At 36.9% G+C, this 17,564-nt stretch carries 15 protein-coding genes; 9 read left to right on the forward strand and 6 right to left on the reverse strand.

All coding sequences use genetic code 11. The features are described from left to right. From HYB91_RS01540 to HYB91_RS01555, 4 genes are all read right to left on the reverse strand, one after another. Positions 1-2,130, reverse strand: a complete 2,130-nt coding sequence (locus HYB91_RS01540) for an ATP-binding protein (protein ID WP_002675910.1) — start codon at positions 2,128-2,130, stop codon at positions 1-3. Between the two features lie 8 nt (positions 2,131-2,138). Further along, a complete protein-coding gene (locus tag HYB91_RS01545; RefSeq protein ID WP_002675909.1) occupies positions 2,139-3,572 on the reverse strand; it encodes an Eco57I restriction-modification methylase domain-containing protein in 1,434 nt (477 codons plus the stop codon). A 167-nt stretch (positions 3,573-3,739) separates the two neighbouring features. Continuing rightward, positions 3,740-4,783, reverse strand: coding sequence for a tRNA preQ1(34) S-adenosylmethionine ribosyltransferase-isomerase QueA (gene queA, locus HYB91_RS01550; protein WP_002675907.1), 1,044 nt, complete (start codon positions 4,781-4,783; stop codon positions 3,740-3,742). Between the two features lie 24 nt (positions 4,784-4,807). Next, complete coding sequence (locus HYB91_RS01555; protein WP_002667525.1) at positions 4,808-5,710, reverse strand: ankyrin repeat domain-containing protein; 903 nt, start codon at positions 5,708-5,710, stop codon at positions 4,808-4,810. Positions 5,711-5,798: 88 nt separating this feature from the next. On the opposite strand from HYB91_RS01555, the gene amrA reads away from it, so the two are divergent. From amrA to HYB91_RS01575, 4 genes are read left to right on the forward strand one after another with little or no spacing between them, the layout of a single operon-like run. Further along, entirely contained in the window at positions 5,799-7,202 is a 1,404-nt protein-coding gene (amrA, locus tag HYB91_RS01560; RefSeq protein ID WP_002675906.1) for an AmmeMemoRadiSam system protein A, read from the forward strand. Further along, positions 7,195-7,674 carry a hypothetical protein gene (locus HYB91_RS01565; protein WP_002675904.1) on the forward strand — a complete coding sequence of 160 codons (480 nt, stop codon included), beginning with the start codon at positions 7,195-7,197 and terminating at the stop codon, positions 7,672-7,674. Before amrA ends, HYB91_RS01565 begins: the two co-directional genes overlap by 8 nt. Positions 7,675-7,722: 48 nt before the next feature. After that, positions 7,723-8,331, forward strand: a complete 609-nt coding sequence (locus tag HYB91_RS01570; protein ID WP_002675903.1) for a shikimate kinase — start codon at positions 7,723-7,725, stop codon at positions 8,329-8,331. 49 nt (positions 8,332-8,380) lie between these two features. After that, on the forward strand, positions 8,381-9,877 hold the full coding sequence (locus tag HYB91_RS01575) for an NAD(P)-dependent malic enzyme (protein ID WP_002675901.1): 1,497 nt from the start codon (positions 8,381-8,383) through the stop codon (positions 9,875-9,877). An 87-nt stretch (positions 9,878-9,964) separates the two neighbouring features. On the opposite strand, the gene HYB91_RS01580 is transcribed toward HYB91_RS01575, so the two are convergent. Continuing rightward, positions 9,965-11,143 (reverse strand): ATP-binding protein, encoded by a 1,179-nt coding sequence (locus HYB91_RS01580; protein WP_002675900.1) that lies wholly within the window; start codon positions 11,141-11,143, stop codon positions 9,965-9,967. Between the two features lie 448 nt (positions 11,144-11,591). Between HYB91_RS01580 and HYB91_RS01585 the strand changes: the two genes are divergently transcribed. From HYB91_RS01585 to HYB91_RS01600, 4 genes are all read left to right on the forward strand, one after another. Continuing rightward, positions 11,592-13,274 carry an ATP-binding cassette domain-containing protein gene (locus HYB91_RS01585; protein ID WP_002675899.1) on the forward strand — a complete coding sequence of 561 codons (1,683 nt, stop codon included), beginning with the start codon at positions 11,592-11,594 and terminating at the stop codon, positions 13,272-13,274. 86 nt (positions 13,275-13,360) lie between these two features. After that, positions 13,361-14,452 carry a M42 family metallopeptidase gene (locus tag HYB91_RS01590; protein ID WP_002675898.1) on the forward strand — a complete coding sequence of 364 codons (1,092 nt, stop codon included), beginning with the start codon at positions 13,361-13,363 and terminating at the stop codon, positions 14,450-14,452. A gap of 12 nt (positions 14,453-14,464) precedes the next feature. Next, entirely contained in the window at positions 14,465-15,757 is a 1,293-nt protein-coding gene (locus HYB91_RS01595; protein WP_002675897.1) for a potassium channel family protein, read from the forward strand. Then, complete coding sequence (locus HYB91_RS01600; protein ID WP_002675896.1) at positions 15,747-16,304, forward strand: cyclic nucleotide-binding domain-containing protein; 558 nt, start codon at positions 15,747-15,749, stop codon at positions 16,302-16,304. The genes HYB91_RS01595 and HYB91_RS01600 overlap by 11 nt, the downstream gene beginning before the upstream one ends. A gap of 1 nt (position 16,305) precedes the next feature. On the opposite strand, the gene HYB91_RS01605 is transcribed toward HYB91_RS01600, so the two are convergent. Beyond that, entirely contained in the window at positions 16,306-16,683 is a 378-nt protein-coding gene (locus tag HYB91_RS01605; protein WP_002675895.1) for a hypothetical protein, read from the reverse strand. A gap of 253 nt (positions 16,684-16,936) precedes the next feature. Between HYB91_RS01605 and HYB91_RS01610 the strand changes: the two genes are divergently transcribed. Beyond that, on the forward strand, positions 16,937-17,545 hold the full coding sequence (locus tag HYB91_RS01610; protein ID WP_002675894.1) for a hypothetical protein: 609 nt from the start codon (positions 16,937-16,939) through the stop codon (positions 17,543-17,545). Positions 17,546-17,564: the final 19 nt, after the last annotated feature.

A 17,564-nucleotide genomic window follows, 5' to 3' on the forward strand; every position in this document is an offset into this window, starting at 1 on the left:
TTATAAATCTCCTTTAATACAAAAAGTTATTTGAAAGCCTTTTTCACCTGCTATATCAGTTATTTTTCCATTGCACATTTCAATAGTATTATTTACAATCCACATTCCTAAACCATGACCATTTTTTCTGGTTGTTTCGTGAACCTCCAATATTTTAAATGTATCATGAAGATATTTTTTATGTAAACCTCTACCATTATCTTTGTAGGTAAATATAAGGTAATCATTTTCCACAATAGCTGATATTTTTATGTTTAGTGAAGATAGATTATCATTTTGTTGAATGCTATTTAATATTAAATTATCAAAAATGACATCAATAACGTCTTCAGATAAAGTATATGTATCTGTTTTATCTATTTGAATTTCAGTATTTATCCAACTATAGTCTTTTTTCCATTTTGCTGATAACTTATTAAGTAATTCATAGATATTGTATTTTTCTGCAAAAAATTTTTTCTTTTCAATTTCATTTAACATTGTATTCATAAATATAATTATTTTTCGATTTATTTCTTTATTTCGTAGTAATAATGCAGGTACATTTTGATACCCATATTGAGTATGATCTTCATCATTTAGCATATCCCAAATTTTATATTCTAATAGCGCTTCTCTAATAAATTCATAATTACTTTCAATAGCATTTTTATCATTTCTCATTTCATGTGCCAGTGAAGCGGCTTTTAATCCTACTGTTGCAAGCACATTTAAAATACGTACATCGTATTTATAGCGCTTTTCAGTTTCTTCGGTTCCTTTTAGTGTTTTTTGTAGTGATTGCAGTTCTGTTAGAAATTCTTTTTGTTTTTCTTCATCAAGGTTATTTAGATTTATTTTGCCTGAAACAATTTTTTCAAAAAGACTTTCACTTTCTTTCTGAGGTTTATTTTTCTCATTGATTTTTCTAATGATTGATTGTCGATATGATTCAAATTCCTCTAAACCTTTTTGCAGAATAGCGATAAAAAGCTCATAGTATTTATTTTCTTCCAATCCTTGACGGTTAGACAAATCACGTAAATTTTTATTATTTTGTTTATCAATAACTACTTTGCCTGAAATTTGATTCTCTCTAACTCTCCAACTTCCAGTTGGATGCGTTGCTGCTGCAGGCGATTTTCGTGAACGCTTGCCAAGTTCCAGCCAATCACGTTTACCTTCATAGGATGCCAGACTAAAAGAATTGCGATATAAAATGATTCCTGTTTTATATTTTTCCTGTAATTCCGATCTTTTATATAAAAATCGCTCAACTTCATCTTTTGTTGATCTATCAATACCAAAATATAATTCCGCTGAAAAACTGCCCAACTCTGTTAACAAATTCTGTAAATTTTCACCATCAACATCTAAATCAGAATGTTCAAATATATCATATATATTTATAGTTTTTGTCGAGGTATTGATATCTATACCGCCAGTATAGAATTTTGCAATATCTTTAAATTCATCACTGATAATTGAACATTTAAGTTTGTGGTTTTTATTAAAATATGCTAAATTAATACGTGACGCATAGTTTTTCCCTATTTTAGCATTAGAAAAGATAGGTTTAATCTCTATATCGCTATCATTATATTTTATAAATATTTTCATCGCTGTATCATTGTATGTTTTGTCAAGATAGGCTCTTAAGTTTTCTATGGAAGATTTTGTCCACTTGTCCCTTAATTTTTCAATTATTATTTTGGTTCCTGTTTTCTTTAAAATTGTAGTGGTTTCCAAGGTGCTTTTATGCCAATCAGTTTTCCAAAGTATTGCTTCTGAGTTATTTTTTTTAGAAAATATTGAAATATTATTTCCTAATCTTGCTAACGCAAACCTACCTATACCTTTTTCTCCGGCAAGAATTCTTGAAGTATTATTGTTATCATCAGGTAGTCTGTACCCTTTGTTGCTTTTGCCAACGTGCATCCAGTGCAATTTAATATCACTACTGTTCATACCTATCCCAATATCAGATATAGTAATAGCATTATTGGTAAAGACAATATTCAATAATGATGAGTTTGCATCAAAGGAATTTTTTACTAGCTCTAAAATAGCGGATTCTTTATTAATAAAATTTTGAGTACCCAATAATTCAGCCAATGTGTGATCTTCTATGCTGTATTTCAGTTCTTCCATAAAAACTCCTAAAAATAATAATTCATTATGTCTTTTACTGTAATTCTAACGGAAGTTCCGTTAATATTTATGCCAACATTATATGCATAATCTATAAATTGTTGTGATGTTAATATATTTATAGCATCTTTTAATGAATACTCACAAGTTTTTTGTTTTACAAATATTCCTGCATAAGGAATACAATCTTGTGCTAACTCATATATTTTTATCTTTTGTGTGACTATTGTTGATAAAAGTAGTTTTTTCGTGTTTAAAGTACATAAGGCTTGAGATCTTCCATATTCAAACCATTTAGCATGAGAATCTATCTTCCGTTTTTCTAATTGTTTTCTTTGCTTTGTTAGAAAAGCAGTTGCGTGAGGAAATTGTTGTTCAAATTCATCCAAATCATATTTTACTAATTTTCCATCTATGTATTTATAGGGAAATATAATTAATTCTTTTTTCCTATAGGACAAAATTCTCGGAGATGCAGCTTCTTTGAGAATAGATTTTTCAATTTTATGATTACTACATAAATAATAATTCTCATCATAATCCTCCCAGTGTTTAATTACATAAGCTTTATTTAGTAAAGTTGCGACGGGATGTGCAACATCAAAAAAATTACCAAATCTTTTTAATCCATCCATCGGAATTTTTTTAAAAAACCATTTGTGCTCCAGACTGTCTTTATGTATTGTTAGACATTTTTTATTAACTATATCATTATAGTGTATTACTGGAGTTATTAATGAATTATCTATAACAATAATAGCGGAAGCAACTAAAGCATTATTAAAGAGCTTTTCTGTAGTATAGTCGTCTATTTGAATAAGATTTTTTTTCATTAACGTTCTCAAAGCATATCCGGAAACAACTTTAAAGATACTACTAGGTATTAAATAGGACATTTTACCATTATTTTTTAAACTATTGATGCTTTTTTCAATAAATGCATAGCAATAATCGTATTTGCCCTTTTTACATGTCAAAAAATTTTCCTTTAAAAAAAATCTTTCTTTGATAGGCAATTCTTTATAAGTTATATATGGGGGATTACTTATTATATAATCAAATTTGATATCAATTTCAGCTTTCAAATAGTCTTCATTATATATATGCCACTCAATTTCCCCTATATCATTATCTTTTAAGACTTGATTTACGTTTTTTATACATTTTTTATAATATTTCTTATCAATTTCATATGCATATATATCGTTAAATAATCCTTTTTGAATTGTATTTTTTGATAATTTGTTTTTTAAGCAATCATTAATATACCTTTGGATAATAGTAACTAATATCTTCCCATCTCCACACGCATTTTCAAGAATTTTTTTATTGTAAAGGTGTTCATTATATTTTACACAATCCAGCAATTTTTCTACATAGTTTTTGGGTGTAAAAATTTGGCATTTTTTATTCATCTGTTTATTAATGTTTGTTAACTCCATTATATCAAAAAATATACAATAAACTTAGCCAATAAATCTATATTTATTATAACATGATTTTATCATATTTTATAAAAACTGACTAGAACCCTAAAATTAAATGGATTCAATATTTTGAATAATTAATTATGTAGCCTTTGAGATAAATTCTATGGCACTATTTATCCCTACAAAATCAGCATTGCATCTCCATACGAAAAGAATTTATATTTTTCTTCGACGGCATGGCGGTAGGCTTTAAAAATGTTTTCTTTTCCCGCGAGTGCGGAGACCAGCATTACGAGGCTCGACTCCGGGGTGTGAAAATTGGTAAAGAGCTTATCTATCAGTTTAAATTTATATGAGGGGTAAATAAAAATATCCGTAGACTGATTGCCCCGTTTTAATTCTTTTCTTTTTTCGTCCCATGCGGATTCGAGGGTGCGCACGGTGGTCGTTCCTACAGCTATAATAGGTCTTCCTTCCTTCTTGGCTTTTTCAACAGCCTGAGCCGTTTTTTCCGAAATAAAAAAATGCTCGGTGTGCATCTTATGGTCTTCTATTTTTTCCGCCCGTACGGGAAGAAAGGTACCGAGTCCCACATGGAGGGTTACATATTCAATATCGATTCCCTTATCCCTTATTTTTGAAAGCACCTCTTGTGTAAAGTGGAGGCCTGCAGTGGGAGCCGCAATCGAACCGTAGATTTCTGCATAGACGGTTTGATAGCGGTCTGCATCTTCTTGAGTATCTTTTCGGTGAATGTAGGGAGGCAGGGGCATGTGCCCGTATTTATCGAGCCACTCATCATCGATGACTCTATTGAATTTCATACAGCGGAATTCGCTTTCGAGAGGTATCTCGGACTCGATTATTTCAGCCTCAGTTCCGTCTTCAAATAAAAAGGTTTTCCCGGGTTTTTGGCGTTTTGCTTTTTTTGCCATGACCTGCCAAAGGGAACCGTCAGAATCCTTCATAGGATTAATCATTAAAAATTCGCATATTGCATTTGTCTTGCTTTTTGCATAAATTCGGGCATGACGCACCTTCGAGTTATTAAAAACCATCAGGGCATTTTTGGGAAGGATTTCAGGCAGCTCCGTAAAAAGCCGGTCTTCAAGTTTTCCGCTTTGTTTGTCTAAAATTAAAAGCCTGTCGCCTCCTCTTTTTTCGGAGGGAGATTGAGCTATCAGCTCTTCCGGTAAGTCAAAGTTAAATTCTTTTGTAAGCATAGTTTTCCATCAAAATAAGTGTTGTTAATTTGTTTGTTCACCAAACAAGGATAAAATTTTTTTATCCCCGAAGAGTTTTGCATAGCCAAGGGCAGACATACCTAGGCCGTCCTTGATATTATAATCGGCCCCGTGCTTTACAAGCATTTCCACAATATCGGCTTCACGGCGGCCTACTGAAAGGATCAAGGCTGTTTGTCCGTCCTTGCTTTGAATATTGGTATCGGCTTTTTTTTCGAGTAGGGCTTGTACCGCTTCAAGGTATCCGACCTGAGCCGCATCCATCAAGGCCGAATAGTTTCTGTCTTCGGCACAAAGGTTTATTGCCGCCCCTCTTTCAAGCAGGAGTTCAAGTGTTTCCAAACATTTGTTTCTTACTGCAAGGGATAAAACCGGTGTTCCGAGGGAATCTTTTTGTGAAGGGTCAAAGCCTGCATCTATAAAAAGTTCTACGATTTCTTTTTCGTTATTTTTAACTGCACGCACATAATTCGGAATAAAAAGAGAATAGCCGTTTTCTAAAAGTTTTGCACGGGCCAGCTCTTTAAGCTGATTTTCCGTAAAGCGTTTTTTTTCTGCCTCAAAATAGGACTCAAAGGACTTAATTGTCAGCATAACAAAAGAACGCAAAAAGTTCTTCGGCAGTTCGAGTTTTTCGCTTTCTTCAAGTACAAGAACCGGAAGATTTAAACCTGTGGCATAGCCCGAAAAAAACATAAAGCCCAAATAGGCAGCAGGATTTTTACTGTAAATAAAGAGAACATGAGTAATGTTTTTCATAATATGGCGCGGCGTGTGTAAATTTTCATCTTTCCATATCTCATCTTCATTGTATAAAGTTACATCACATTCGTGGGATATGATTATATTTTTAATAGCCATCGCTGCGTCTTTTTTCTTTTCATCATAGAAAATAGCGACATTCATAAGGTTTATTATATCTTCTTATAAAAAAAAAGTAAATAGAAGAGATTTTATGCTGGTATAATTTTAAAAACTATATTATAATAATTCTATGAGAAAAAAAGAGCTTTGTTCGAAAGATACTAATCTAAGGGCTGCATATATAAGTCCGCATCCTCCGATAATAATTCCCGAAATAGGCAGGGGAGAGGAGAAAAAAATAGCTTCAACATCTAAAGCTCTTAAAACCATATCGAAAGAAGTAAAGCAAATAGAACCTGAAACTATTATAATCATAACTCCACATGCAAAAATGCACCGAGGGGCAGTTACAATAAATACGGCTCCGGTTATCGAAGGAACTATGGCTCAATTTGGTTGTCCCGATTTGCGTTTTTCGGCAAAAAACGATGAGCGGATTGTAAAAGAAATAATCAAAAAATGCAAAAAGACAGGCTTCCCTTATGCGGCTGTAGATATGAATCTAGATCACGGCTCCTTTGTTCCGCTTTATTTTATAAGTTCCGAGTTTTCAAATTTTTCTCTTGTGCATATAAATTACGGAATTATGTTGAGTGCGATGCTTGAAGAATTCGGGTCAATTATTTCCGGTATTATTGAAGAAAAAAAATGCAAATCGGTTTTTATTGCGAGCGGAGATCTTTCACATCGGCTTCTTTCTACAGGCCCTTACGGTTTTGCTCCTGAAGGACCCAAATTCGATAAGGAATTTGTAAGAATTATAGAAAAGGGAAGCCTTTCAGAGTTTGCCGATATTCCTCCTTTGCTTACCGAAAGGGCGGGGGAGTGCGGGCTTAATTCTTTTTTAATTTTGTCGGGACTTTTGTCCTGTTATAAACATTCTCAAGAGCTGCTTTCCTACGAGGGCCCATTCGGAGTCGGATACGGTGTTGCTCGATTTAAGGTTGAATCTATAAGGCAGACGGAAGATGAGGACTTAGATGTTGTTTTTAAAGAAAAAAAGAAATTTATATTGCCCGATTCTCAAACAAAAGACCCTTATATAAATCTTGCACGAAGGAGTATTATCTACTATTTAAAGCATAATAAGTTTTTAAAACCTAAGAATACCGAGGGAATTCAACCGGGAAAGGCCGGCGTTTTTGTATGCTTAAAGAAAAAAGGGGAGCTTAGAGGATGTATAGGTACAATACTTCCTACCAAAAGCCGCATAAGTGAAGAAATAATTAAAAATGCAGTATCTGCAGCCTTGAATGACCCACGGTTTCCGCCCGTCGATTTATCCGAAATGGACGAAATTGTCTGTTCTGTCGATATTCTTGCAGAACCGGAAGAAATAAAATCGATTTCGGATTTGGATGTAAAACGTTTCGGTGTGATAGTCTCATCGGGTTCGAGGACCGGACTTCTTTTACCCAACCTTGAAGGTATCGATTCCGTCGGTATGCAGGTCGCCATAGCTCTTCAAAAAGGCGGAATAAGCCCCGAAGAACCTTACCGCATGTACCGTTTTGAAGTTATAAGGCATGAGTAAAAAAAACGAGGTTAAAAAAATTAAAAACCGGAAATTTAAATTATTGATATTTTTTTTCTGTACTCTGTTCTTTGTTTTTTCTTGTAAGAGCCGCCAAATTGCAGAACCATTGGAACCTCCTAAGCCTGAGGTTTTAATCGAAAAAGAACCGGAAGATCCTTTTTTGGGCCTTTATGTTATGGACCTTCCTGCATCCCGAAGCGGAATTACAAGCTACTCGGTAGAATTTAACTCCGATCAAACTGCAAGGGTTTTAGTTTTTAAAGAAGGAAGAACGGAACCTGAAATCTCGCATGGTAATTGGCTTATAGCGAAGGATGGAATTATTATTTTGTATTTTAGACAAAACATTCCTAGCGAATTTTTTATAAAAAATGATGACGGTTCTCTTTCTTTTTTAAACGCTCAAAGAAAACCTTATTCGGGCGAATTGGCTGAGCTTCTAATTTTGCGCAAAATCGAAAAGAAATAAATTGTGATGACTGGTTATCGTGATAACTGGTTATAAGGAAATATTTTGATGATTATATTTTTAATCGGAATGAGCCGAGCCGGAAAAACCGAAACGGGCAGGGCTCTTTCAAAAAAACTTAAAGCTTCTTTTATAGATACGGATTCCTATATGGAAGAAGTTTACGGGAAAACGATAAGAGAACTTTATAAGGCTCATGGAGAAAAAGAATTCCGTATAAAAGAATTTGAATGCTTTAGTAAAATAATCGAAAAAATAATCGAAAAATTTTCACCCTGTCCAAATGAAACAAACGCCGTTCATTGTGGGTGCGAGAACGCCGTTCACTGTGATGAGGTAAACGCCGTTGTCAGCACCGGAGGAGGCTATGCGGAAAACGAAGCCCTTATCAAAAAACTAAAAGATTTTCCCCGAATAATTTTAATCGATACCGCTCCAGCCGAGATTTTTTATAGAATAAAAACGGCTGCACATAAAGAAGGTTTTTACCCTGCCTTTTTAGGAGAAAATATTAAAAATGAAAAAGATGCGGAAGACCGTTTTTTTTCGATATATGAAAGGCGTATGAAAATCTACAAGGCTTTGGCTTCCTTTTCCATAAACCCGAAAGGCATCTCCCCCGACGAAACGGCAGATAAAATTATTTCATCTTTGTAAATAAAATTTAAGGCTTGATAAAATCTTGTTCTTATGTTATCATTATCTTATGAAAAGCATAGATAAGGAGTTGAACTCCATTACTGAATTATTCCCGTCCGATTTTACGGATGATGAAAAGGCTCTCGCGAAAACGCATTTTTTAAAAAAACTGTCAGTTTTAACACACAGTTTTTACGGCGGAAAGCTCCAGACTGTCCCCAAATGCGGTTTGTACGGTTTTAATTGGTTTAACGTTTGGTATACGCCCGGCGTTTCTGCTATTTCTACCTCAATTCGCGATGATAATGAAACATCCTTTGCTCTTTCCAACAAAGGGAACTTGGTTGCTGTTGTAAGCGACTCTACACGGGTTTTAGGCGACGGTGACTGCACCCCTCCCGGAGGATTGGGAGTTATGGAAGGCAAATGTATGCTTATGAAGTATTTAGGCGGCGTTGACTCATATCCTCTGTGTATCGATTCTATTGTAAGGGTTGACGAAGAAGGAAAACGGGGCGTAAAAGCCGGAAAGCATGACCCCGACAAGATCATCGATTTTGTCAGAATGCTTGAGCCTTCGGTAGGAGCCGTAAACCTCGAAGATATTCAACAGCCCGACTGCTTTAAGGTTTTGGATACCTTGAGAGAGGTCTGCGAAATTCCCGTCTGGCATGATGATGCTCAAGGCACCGCCTGTATAACCCTTGCAGGTCTTTTAAACGCTATAAAACTTGCCGGTAAAAAGATGGAAGACTGCAAGATTGTTCTTTTGGGAGCAGGTGCTTCAAACACGACAATAGCCCGTCTTATCTTGGCTGACGGCGGAAAACCTGAAAATATGATTATCTGCGATTCAAGAGGAGCATTACATTCAGGCCGAAAAGACATAGAAGAAGATAAACGCTATTACCGAAAGTGGGAGCTCTGTTTACAGACCAATCCCAAAAAGATTGAAACCTTTGATGAAGCAATGAAGGGTGCCGACGTTTTAATCGCTCTTTCTACTCCCGGACCCAACACTGTAACAAAGGAACAGGTTGCCTCGATGAATAAAAAGGCTATAGTCTTTACCTGTGCAAACCCCATCCCCGAAATCTGGCCCCATGAAGCTAAGGCCGCAGGTGCCTTTATCGTCGGAACAGGACGAGGAGACTTCCCGAATCAGATTAACAACTCTGTTTGTTTCCCCGGAATCCTAAAGGGTGCTCTTTTGGTAAGAGCCAAAAAGATTTCCGACGGAATGGCTATCCGCTGTTCTCACTCGATTGCAGACTATTCCGAGAAGAAAGGTATCAATCCCGACAATATTGTAGTTACAATGCAGGATGAAGATGTCTTTGCTGTTGAAGCTGCCGATGTTGCAATGCAGGCAATTAAGGAAGGCTTGGCCCGCGTAACCATGACATGGGACGAAGCCTACAAAAAAGCAAAAAAAGATATCGAAGAAAGCCGCTCCTTGACCAAAATGCTAATGGAAAAGAACTTCATCAAAGAACCACCGCAGGAGTTCTATGAAAAAGCCTTAGAATACGCCATTGAGCAAATTAAAAAGAACAGAAAGTAAATAGGCATTTCTAAAAAGCCTGTTGGATTTTTAGAAGTTTCTGTACAAGACCGGCCGGCTCTTAAAAAGAATCGGTCGGTTTTTTGTTTACCAATCTTTCCACGAGATGTAAGCACCATGCTCATCGCTTGCCGGAAGGGAAAGGTTTCCTGCATAAACTACATTTGAGTTTTTTATTTCGGTACCGCTTATGGAGCAAAATTTTTTTATGGAAGAAAAGAATTTTTCGTTCATCGTAGCTGAGGACTTTATTTCGTATATTTTAAGAAGCGGCTTTCCTTTTGAGAGTGTTTCTATTATCAAGTCGATTTCAAGGCCGTTGGAATTACGCCAATAAAAAGCTTCGGCATCTCTTCCCATAAAAAATTCATTTTTATAATAAGTGCTTATTATGAGGTTTTCAAAAATTCCTCCCCTTAAATAATGGGTGCCGACCTGTTCAGGATTTTCTATCCCCAATAAAGAACAAACCAAGCCCGTATCATAAAAGTAAAGCTTAGGAGATTTTATAAGTCTTTTTCCGTAATTTTTTGAGTAGGGCTTTAAGAAAAAAATAAGTCCGCTTGTTTCAAGCACGGAAAGCCAAGAACGAGCTGTTATGACCGAGAGTCCCGCTTCATTTGAAAGCTCCGTAAGATTCAGTATTTGTCCGGTTCTCCCTGCACACAAGCGGATAAATTTATGAAAAGAAGATAAATCGTTTATATTTTTTAAATCCCGTACATCCCGCTCAATGTAGGTTTTTATATAAGAGCGGTAAAAATCTTGGGGCAGAGGTTTTTGGTCATAAATACGCGGATAAAAACCGGTAAATAAACATTCGTCGATATTTTCGATTAAAAGATTGCTCTCTTTTAACTCCCGTATCGAAAAGGTTGAAAGGTTTAAAACGGCACACCTTCCTGCCAAAGTTTGGGATATTGACTGCATAAGTAAAAAATTTTGCGAACCTGAGAGGATATAAATACCTGTTTTGCCGATAGAATCCGTATGGGTTTGAATATACGAAAATAAATCGGGAACACGCTGCACCTCATCGAAAATAGCTTTTTCTGGGTAAAGGCTCAAAAAATATCGAGGGTCTTTTTGGGCTAACTGCCTCATATCCAAATCCTCAAGAGAAACATATTTCCAGTCGGGAAAGAGATATTTTAAAAGAGTCGATTTTCCGCATTGACGGCAGCCCGTTAATGCAACTATCGGAAAAGAAGAGACTAATTGCTTTAATTTTTTTATAATATGCCTTTTAACAAGCTTTTTTTTCATAAAACACCTATTTTTAAGCCTTTTTTTCAATTTATTCGTGCGGAGGGTTTAATACCCCGACGCTTGCGTCGTAACGAAGGGTATTAAAGCCGACTGCAACCACCTTATGAGAACATACAGTGCGAAACATTGAGCACTGTACCCCGATGCTTGCGTCGGGGTTGTTGATTCTATAAAAACCATGTAAATCGTATAGTTAATTATATGATTTACATGGTTTTTTGTCAAGAGCTTTAAGGCAATCATCGCAAACTAAAATCAAGTAAAACCTCAAAAAACTGAAGTTTTTGGATGTCCCAATTATTAAAAAATCTTTGCGCAGCTCAAGCATTGGCTTGAGCTCTTTGAGTTCCTTGCGGTTAAAAAAAGCTTGTCCGGTTTAAAATTCTAAAGTGTTGACAAAAGATCGGGGGTATACTATAGTCAAACTTAAGAGGAGAATCTTTAAATGCAAAGTTTAAAAAAAATAATTTCTATGTATAAGTTAAAAAAGCATATTTATTCTTGTGCTCTTATATCGTTTATTTTTTCACTTGTGTCGCTGATCTCTCTTATTTATCCGAAACTCTACGGGACCTTCGTTTCTAATCTTGAAAATAATATTAACCCTTCAAGAGTGCTTTTTATATACATAGGTGTAATTTGTTTTTCACTTATTTTTGAATATCTTGTCGGCTGGGTTTTCGGTAAGGTGCATATGCGTTTTGATTCTGCATTGCGTTACGGCCTTTATTCTTCGCTTTCACAGCATTCCGAAAAAACGATTAAAACTCATGGGCAAGGTTACTACGAAAATATTATGGATGCTTCGGTCGGCTCAATTCTTTCTCTCTTTGTGCCTTCCGTAATGAATAAGCTGATGGGAATTGTGCGCTACATTTTTATTCTTGTAATCCTTTTTACATATTCTTATATCTTCGGCCTTTTAGGCCTTGCGGCTCTGGTGCTTTATACATGTGCCTATTTTATTAACCGTAAATTTTATTCGCCTATGTTTTTAAAAACAATGAAGGCTTATGCAGGTCTTCATTCCAAAATGATAGAAGCGCTTTCAATGACAACTCTTTTTCGGGGCTTTCCCTTATTTAAACTTGAAAAAAATGAAAGAATAAAAAACACAATAAAAGATGTAAATAACAGTGTACGCAAAACCGATTTGTTTTCGGATACCGTCTACCGCCTTGTTCCTGTTTATGTATTGCCGTTATTGTCTGTAGCCCTTATGGCTGTTTCGGCAAAGATGTATTTTGACGGTACTTTACCTTTAAGCGTTTTAATAACCATAATTGCATATTTTTCACAGTTAACCTCGGTTTTAGGAGACCTTGATTCGGTAAGTCAGGCTTATTTTGGAGCTTGCGAAAGTGCCGATGAAATTTTAAGCCTAATGGAAGAAGAGGATATAAAAGAAAAACTTAATATAGAAGATGAATCTCAAAACTTTTTCTTTGATATTTCCGGTTTAAGTTTACAGATAGATAAGGAGAGGAGTCTTTTTATAGAGCGCTTAAGTTTCGGCTTAAACAAAAAATATGCCTTACTCGGTGTTTCAGGTTCCGGTAAGTCGAGCCTTTTAAATATTCTTTTAGGACGGGACAAGCTGACCGGAAATGTTTTTGTGTTTAACAAAAATACGAATCCATATGATTATGAATTGTCCGATAAAATTCTTTATATCTCACAAGATTCCTATATCCTAAATGCGGATTTAATTCAAAACATCGAGCTGGGCTGCCATAACGCAAACCTTGCCGAAAAAATAATTGAAACCTTACAGCTTGGTTCTTTACGAGGAAGAGATTTAGGTATAGACGGAAAACACATTTCAGGCGGAGAAAAAAGACTTATAAATATTGCCCGTATATTTTTCCATGCAGAAAGATATGATTACCTAATCTTTGACGAAATTTTTACCTCGATAGATGTGCTCACCAAAAGAAGAATATTTCCGCTTTTAAAAGATTTAATCAAAAACAAAAGCTGCATAATAGTTTCACATGATATAGAAGAAATAGAATTCTTTTGTGATCATGTAGTTTCAATTGAAGCCGACGGCAAAATATTTTCGGGCACCTATGAGGAAGCAAAGATAAATAAAAGCTTTTTAAGCAAGATATTAGCTGAAAATTAAAAGACTGTCCACCTCTCCTTGACATTCCGTCCCATCTATAATATCCTGTAAGCCTCAATTAAAATCAGCTTTAAAGGAGCTTTATCATGGAAAAAAATAAACTTGTCGAGCTTAAAACTTCAATTTCAAATGCAGCCGAAAAGGTAATGGACGAGATTATCACTATCTGCAATATACCCAGTCCCACGGGGTACACCTGCGAGGCCGCCGATTATGTTCTAAAAAGGCTTTCAGGTTTAGGCTTTAAGCCTTGGCTTACGAACAAGGGTGCTGTTGTCTGTGAGCTTGATAAAAATGCCGAACCTAATACCGGTAAAAAAGGAGATAAGGCTCTTTTGCTTTCAGCCCATATTGACACCCTCGGCCTCTTTGTTAGGCACATTAAATCTTCAGGCCGGCTGCGTACATCCCTTGACGGGGGCTTTCCGTACAATTATGTAGAGCAGTCCAACGTAACGGTTATCACAAGAGAGGGAAAAAAATATGAGGGCACTATGAGGCTCACGGAACCCGCCGTTCACGCCTCGCGCGAAATAAACGAGCTGAAAAGAGATGATTCAAACATGGAGCTCGTGCTCGATGAGATTGTAAAATCCCGTGAAGATGTAGAAAAGCTCGGCATCATGGCAGGTGATGTTGTGGCCATCGAATCCCTTGCCCGAAAGGCCGGGAACGGCTTTTTAAAGAGCCGGCACTTGGACGACAAGGCGAGCTGCGGAATGTTCATCTATCTTGCAGAACAGGTTGCAAAGGGAGAATTGAAATTAAAACGCAAGACCTACATTATGTTTACCAATTATGAAGAAATAGGCCATGGAGCTTCTGCAGGACATCCCGAAGGCATAAGCGATATGCTTGCAGTTGATATGGGCGTTGTGGGAAGCGACCTTGATACCGATGAATATGCAGTTTCAATCTGTGCAAAGGATTCTTCCGGGCCCTACAACTATGAGTTTACAAGCGAGCTTATCAAAATAGCCAAGGAGATGGAACTGAACTTTGCAGTCGATGTTTATCCATTTTACGGCTCGGATGCTTCCGCTGCCCTAAGTGCAGGCTATGACTACCGCCATGCCCTTATCGGAACTGGAGTTGCCGCCTCTCACGGTTATGAGAGAATTCATAAACAGGGGCTTGAAAACACTCTTCTTTTATTGACAGCTTATATTTCGGAATAGCTCGATATTAAAATGAAAGAAAAAAAAAGATACAAAAAAACGGATATAGAATTCTCTCAGCCTAAAAAAACTCCATTGATTGTCAGGTTTGTGCTTTGGATAAAGCATATTCCTGCAAGCGATATTTTTAGAATACTGGCAGGTTTTGCATTTATTTTTCTTGTATTGGTTGTAATTATCTTTGTTTCGGAAGCAAACAGTAATTCAAGGATTAACAATTTTTTCGATGCCTTTTGGTATTCTCTTGTAACTATCACAACCGTCGGTTACGGAGACATTACTCCCTCAACCATCTTGGGCCGCTTGGCCGGTATCATTCTTCTTCTTTTTGGAGTTGTAGCTTTTGCAGGAGTGAGCGGAAAAGTTGCATCGTTCTTTTTTGATAGACAGGTAAAAAAAGATAGGGGGCTTATTAGATTGGAAAAGATAAAAAATCATTTTTTGATATGCGGCTGGAAGCCTAATTTTGACAGGATTCTTTTAGGGATTATTTCTTCAAACCCCGATATTCCCATAGACCATATTGTGCTTATAAATAATGCAAGCCCCGAAAATATGGATATAATCAAAACCGACAGACGCTTTAAGGGGCTTATCTATCTATTCGGGGATTATACCGATGAGGCGACCTTGCTCCGTGCAAATGTAAGATATGCAGAGCGGGCTCTCATTCTTTCAGACTATTCGCAAAATGCTTCCCCCATGGAAATAGATTCGCGCACGGTACTTGCAGTTCTCACAATAGGAAGCCTTAACTCCCATATATATACGGCCGCCGAGCTCATCGACTCAAAATTCCGGCAGCACCTTTCCCTTGCTCACTGTGATGAAATTATTTTAAGTACCGATTATGAAAGGAGTATTTTAGTTTCGGCTTCAAGCGGTACGGGGCTTAGCCATGTTTTAAGAGAGCTGATCACGGAAAAGTCAGGCGAGGGGCTTATCATAAACGATATTCCTTTTGAGTTTATAGGCAAAACCTACCGCGAATACCGCCGCAGTCTTTCTGGCGGCCGCGTTTTAATAGGCCTTTTGGAAAATACGGGGAACTTTTACAGCCGCAGAAAAGAAGCTCTGCACGAGGCTCAAAAAAATCCCAATATTCAGCAGATAGTAAATAACCTAAAAAAGATAAAACGGCTTAAAAGCAACGAGCCTATTTTGACTCCGCCCGATGAGTATATAATAAAGCCTAATTCCAGAGGTATCTTTGTTTCGGGAAGAAAACGTACCGACTTTACCCTTGACGGAACGGCTCTTGACGACTCCCAAATTTTAAATGAAGGAGGATCTGATGACAGATAAAGAAATCATGGAAAAAAAAGATGAAATCTTATCTCTTATATCAAGATTGGAAATATTTTCAGACCTTGCAGGATTGGATTCGTCTAAAGGTTCGGATATTTCAGATAATCAAAATAAGATATTTTTAGAAAAGATTTTTTCTTTTTTAAGTGTAAAAAATTTTACTGGCGGCGAAATTATACTCGATAAAAACGACACGGGAAAAAGCCTTTTTATCTTAGTTAAGGGCGAGGTACAAATGCTCCGCACAACCCTTGAAGGTTCTCCCTTCGCCTTAAGCAATCTAAAGGCTGAAGAAAATGTCTGCTTTGGAAAGGCCGCCTTACTCGGCGAAGATTTTCACGGTTCTTCTGTAAAAGCCTTAAACGAGTGCACTGTCTTGGAGCTAAGGTCTCAAGATTTTTTAAGCCTATGCAATGAAATGCCGTCCCAAGGGGCCAAGGTTATTTACCGTATTGCCCGCCGCCTTGCAAAGGCCCTCCAAGAAGCGACCAAGGATTCCCTCACTCTCTATCAAGCCTTGCTCGATGAGGTAGGAATGCCGTAAATTAGAGAGCCTCGATTTCCGTTTCGGGAAGGCCTGTTATTTCTTTAATCAAAGCTATATCAAAGTTTTTTTGCTTCATAAGTTTGGCCGTTTCTTTCTTAGTTTTATAAGCTCCTCTATCCATGGCATCCATTTCAAAAGTAGACATTAATCTATATTCTTGTCTTGCCTGTTCATTTTGTTTTACTGTTTGTATCATTTCTTCTATCCTCCTTGTAAATTCACTCTTCGCCTTACCTGTTTTAAGGTACTCCAAAAATTCTTTTAATTCTTTGTCTTCGGTGTCTTTAAAGGCCTCTGCGTTTATTATAACCTCTAAAAGGGGAAGGGACAACCCCCCGTTCAGGGCGGTGGTTTTTCCCTTCCCCTTTGACCCCATCCCTTTTCCTCGCGCTGCCAAAGGACTTGCAGCCCTTTGGAATCCCGCATTGTTAAATCTTCAAATCTTTTTACCATTTTTTTCTCCTAATTTTTTCACATTTCCCCTCCCATTATATTTATAGGGATTATTTGAAAAAAAGCGTAAATTTAGAAAAAATTCTTTGCGGCCTTTGCGCCCCCTGCGGTTAAATTCATCTCCTAAAAAAAATCCTCCCTTTTCAAAGCCCTAAAAAAGGTGTATAATTAAAGATATGGCTAATGATATGCAAAATAAGGAACGGGAGCTTTTTGCTGCCGTCGATTACATTTTAAACAGGGCCGGGGAGAGGGAAATAGAAGTTATTGCAGCTGCCTTGGAGCGGAAAAAAAATGAGGCTTCGGCGGCAAGTCCCCTCGCAGCTATAAATCCTGAAAATATGGCAAAACAAATGTCCGAATCCATCAACAAGTCGATTCAGGCAAGCCTTGAGGGGGTTCGCCATACCTTCCGCGATTTTGCAGCCGATATGCTTTTAAAAGAAGCTCCCGAGCTTTCCGAAGATCAGATGAAGGCTCTTATCGATTCGTGGATTCCCGAACAAGGCTCCTATGACGGTAAAATAAAAAGCCTTGCAAAAAACGGAAAGGTTGACGGTGTTCCTGCCGATGTATTATATGGAATGATTTTGCAATTTGTTTCTTACAGCATAGGCGAAATGAGTGCAAAAGAAAACGATGGGCTAAAAACGGCAATGGGAAACTGGACGGAAAAATATTGGAGCCGTTTCCCGATGAGAGTCAAAGAGGAGATAAAAAGTTTTATCAACGGGGAAATCACATCGGGCGAATTCAGGAAGAATATAACTGCTTTGATTTCTTAAATAGGGAAGTATGATAAAC

The organism is Treponema sp. B152 (genome assembly GCF_024181665.1).
Lineage (GTDB): Bacteria > Spirochaetota > Spirochaetia > Treponematales > Treponemataceae > Treponema_B > Treponema_B denticola.

Bases quoted from the DNA above. Each gene is read 5' to 3' on its own strand.
- HYB91_RS01595 (WP_002675897.1), top strand. From the start codon at position 14,465: ATGAAAGAAAAAAAAAGATACAAAAAAACGGATATAGAATTCTCTCAG.
- HYB91_RS01580 (WP_002675900.1), bottom strand. From the start codon at position 11,143: ATGAAAAAAAAGCTTGTTAAAAGGCATATTATAAAAAAATTAAAGCAA.
- HYB91_RS01575 (WP_002675901.1), top strand. From the start codon at position 8,381: ATGAAAAGCATAGATAAGGAGTTGAACTCCATTACTGAATTATTCCCG.
- HYB91_RS01585 (WP_002675899.1), top strand. From the start codon at position 11,592: ATGCAAAGTTTAAAAAAAATAATTTCTATGTATAAGTTAAAAAAGCAT.
- HYB91_RS01590 (WP_002675898.1), top strand. From the start codon at position 13,361: ATGGAAAAAAATAAACTTGTCGAGCTTAAAACTTCAATTTCAAATGCA.
- HYB91_RS01610 (WP_002675894.1), top strand. From the start codon at position 16,937: ATGGCTAATGATATGCAAAATAAGGAACGGGAGCTTTTTGCTGCCGTC.
- HYB91_RS01600 (WP_002675896.1), top strand. From the start codon at position 15,747: ATGACAGATAAAGAAATCATGGAAAAAAAAGATGAAATCTTATCTCTT.
- HYB91_RS01565 (WP_002675904.1), top strand. From the start codon at position 7,195: ATGAGTAAAAAAAACGAGGTTAAAAAAATTAAAAACCGGAAATTTAAA.
- queA (WP_002675907.1), bottom strand. From the start codon at position 4,783: ATGCTTACAAAAGAATTTAACTTTGACTTACCGGAAGAGCTGATAGCT.
- HYB91_RS01555 (WP_002667525.1), bottom strand. From the start codon at position 5,710: ATGAATGTCGCTATTTTCTATGATGAAAAGAAAAAAGACGCAGCGATG.
- amrA (WP_002675906.1), top strand. From the start codon at position 5,799: ATGAGAAAAAAAGAGCTTTGTTCGAAAGATACTAATCTAAGGGCTGCA.
- HYB91_RS01545 (WP_002675909.1), bottom strand. From the start codon at position 3,572: ATGGAGTTAACAAACATTAATAAACAGATGAATAAAAAATGCCAAATT.
- HYB91_RS01605 (WP_002675895.1), bottom strand. From the start codon at position 16,683: ATGGGGTCAAAGGGGAAGGGAAAAACCACCGCCCTGAACGGGGGGTTG.
- HYB91_RS01570 (WP_002675903.1), top strand. From the start codon at position 7,723: ATGATTATATTTTTAATCGGAATGAGCCGAGCCGGAAAAACCGAAACG.
- HYB91_RS01540 (WP_002675910.1), bottom strand. From the start codon at position 2,130: ATGGAAGAACTGAAATACAGCATAGAAGATCACACATTGGCTGAATTA.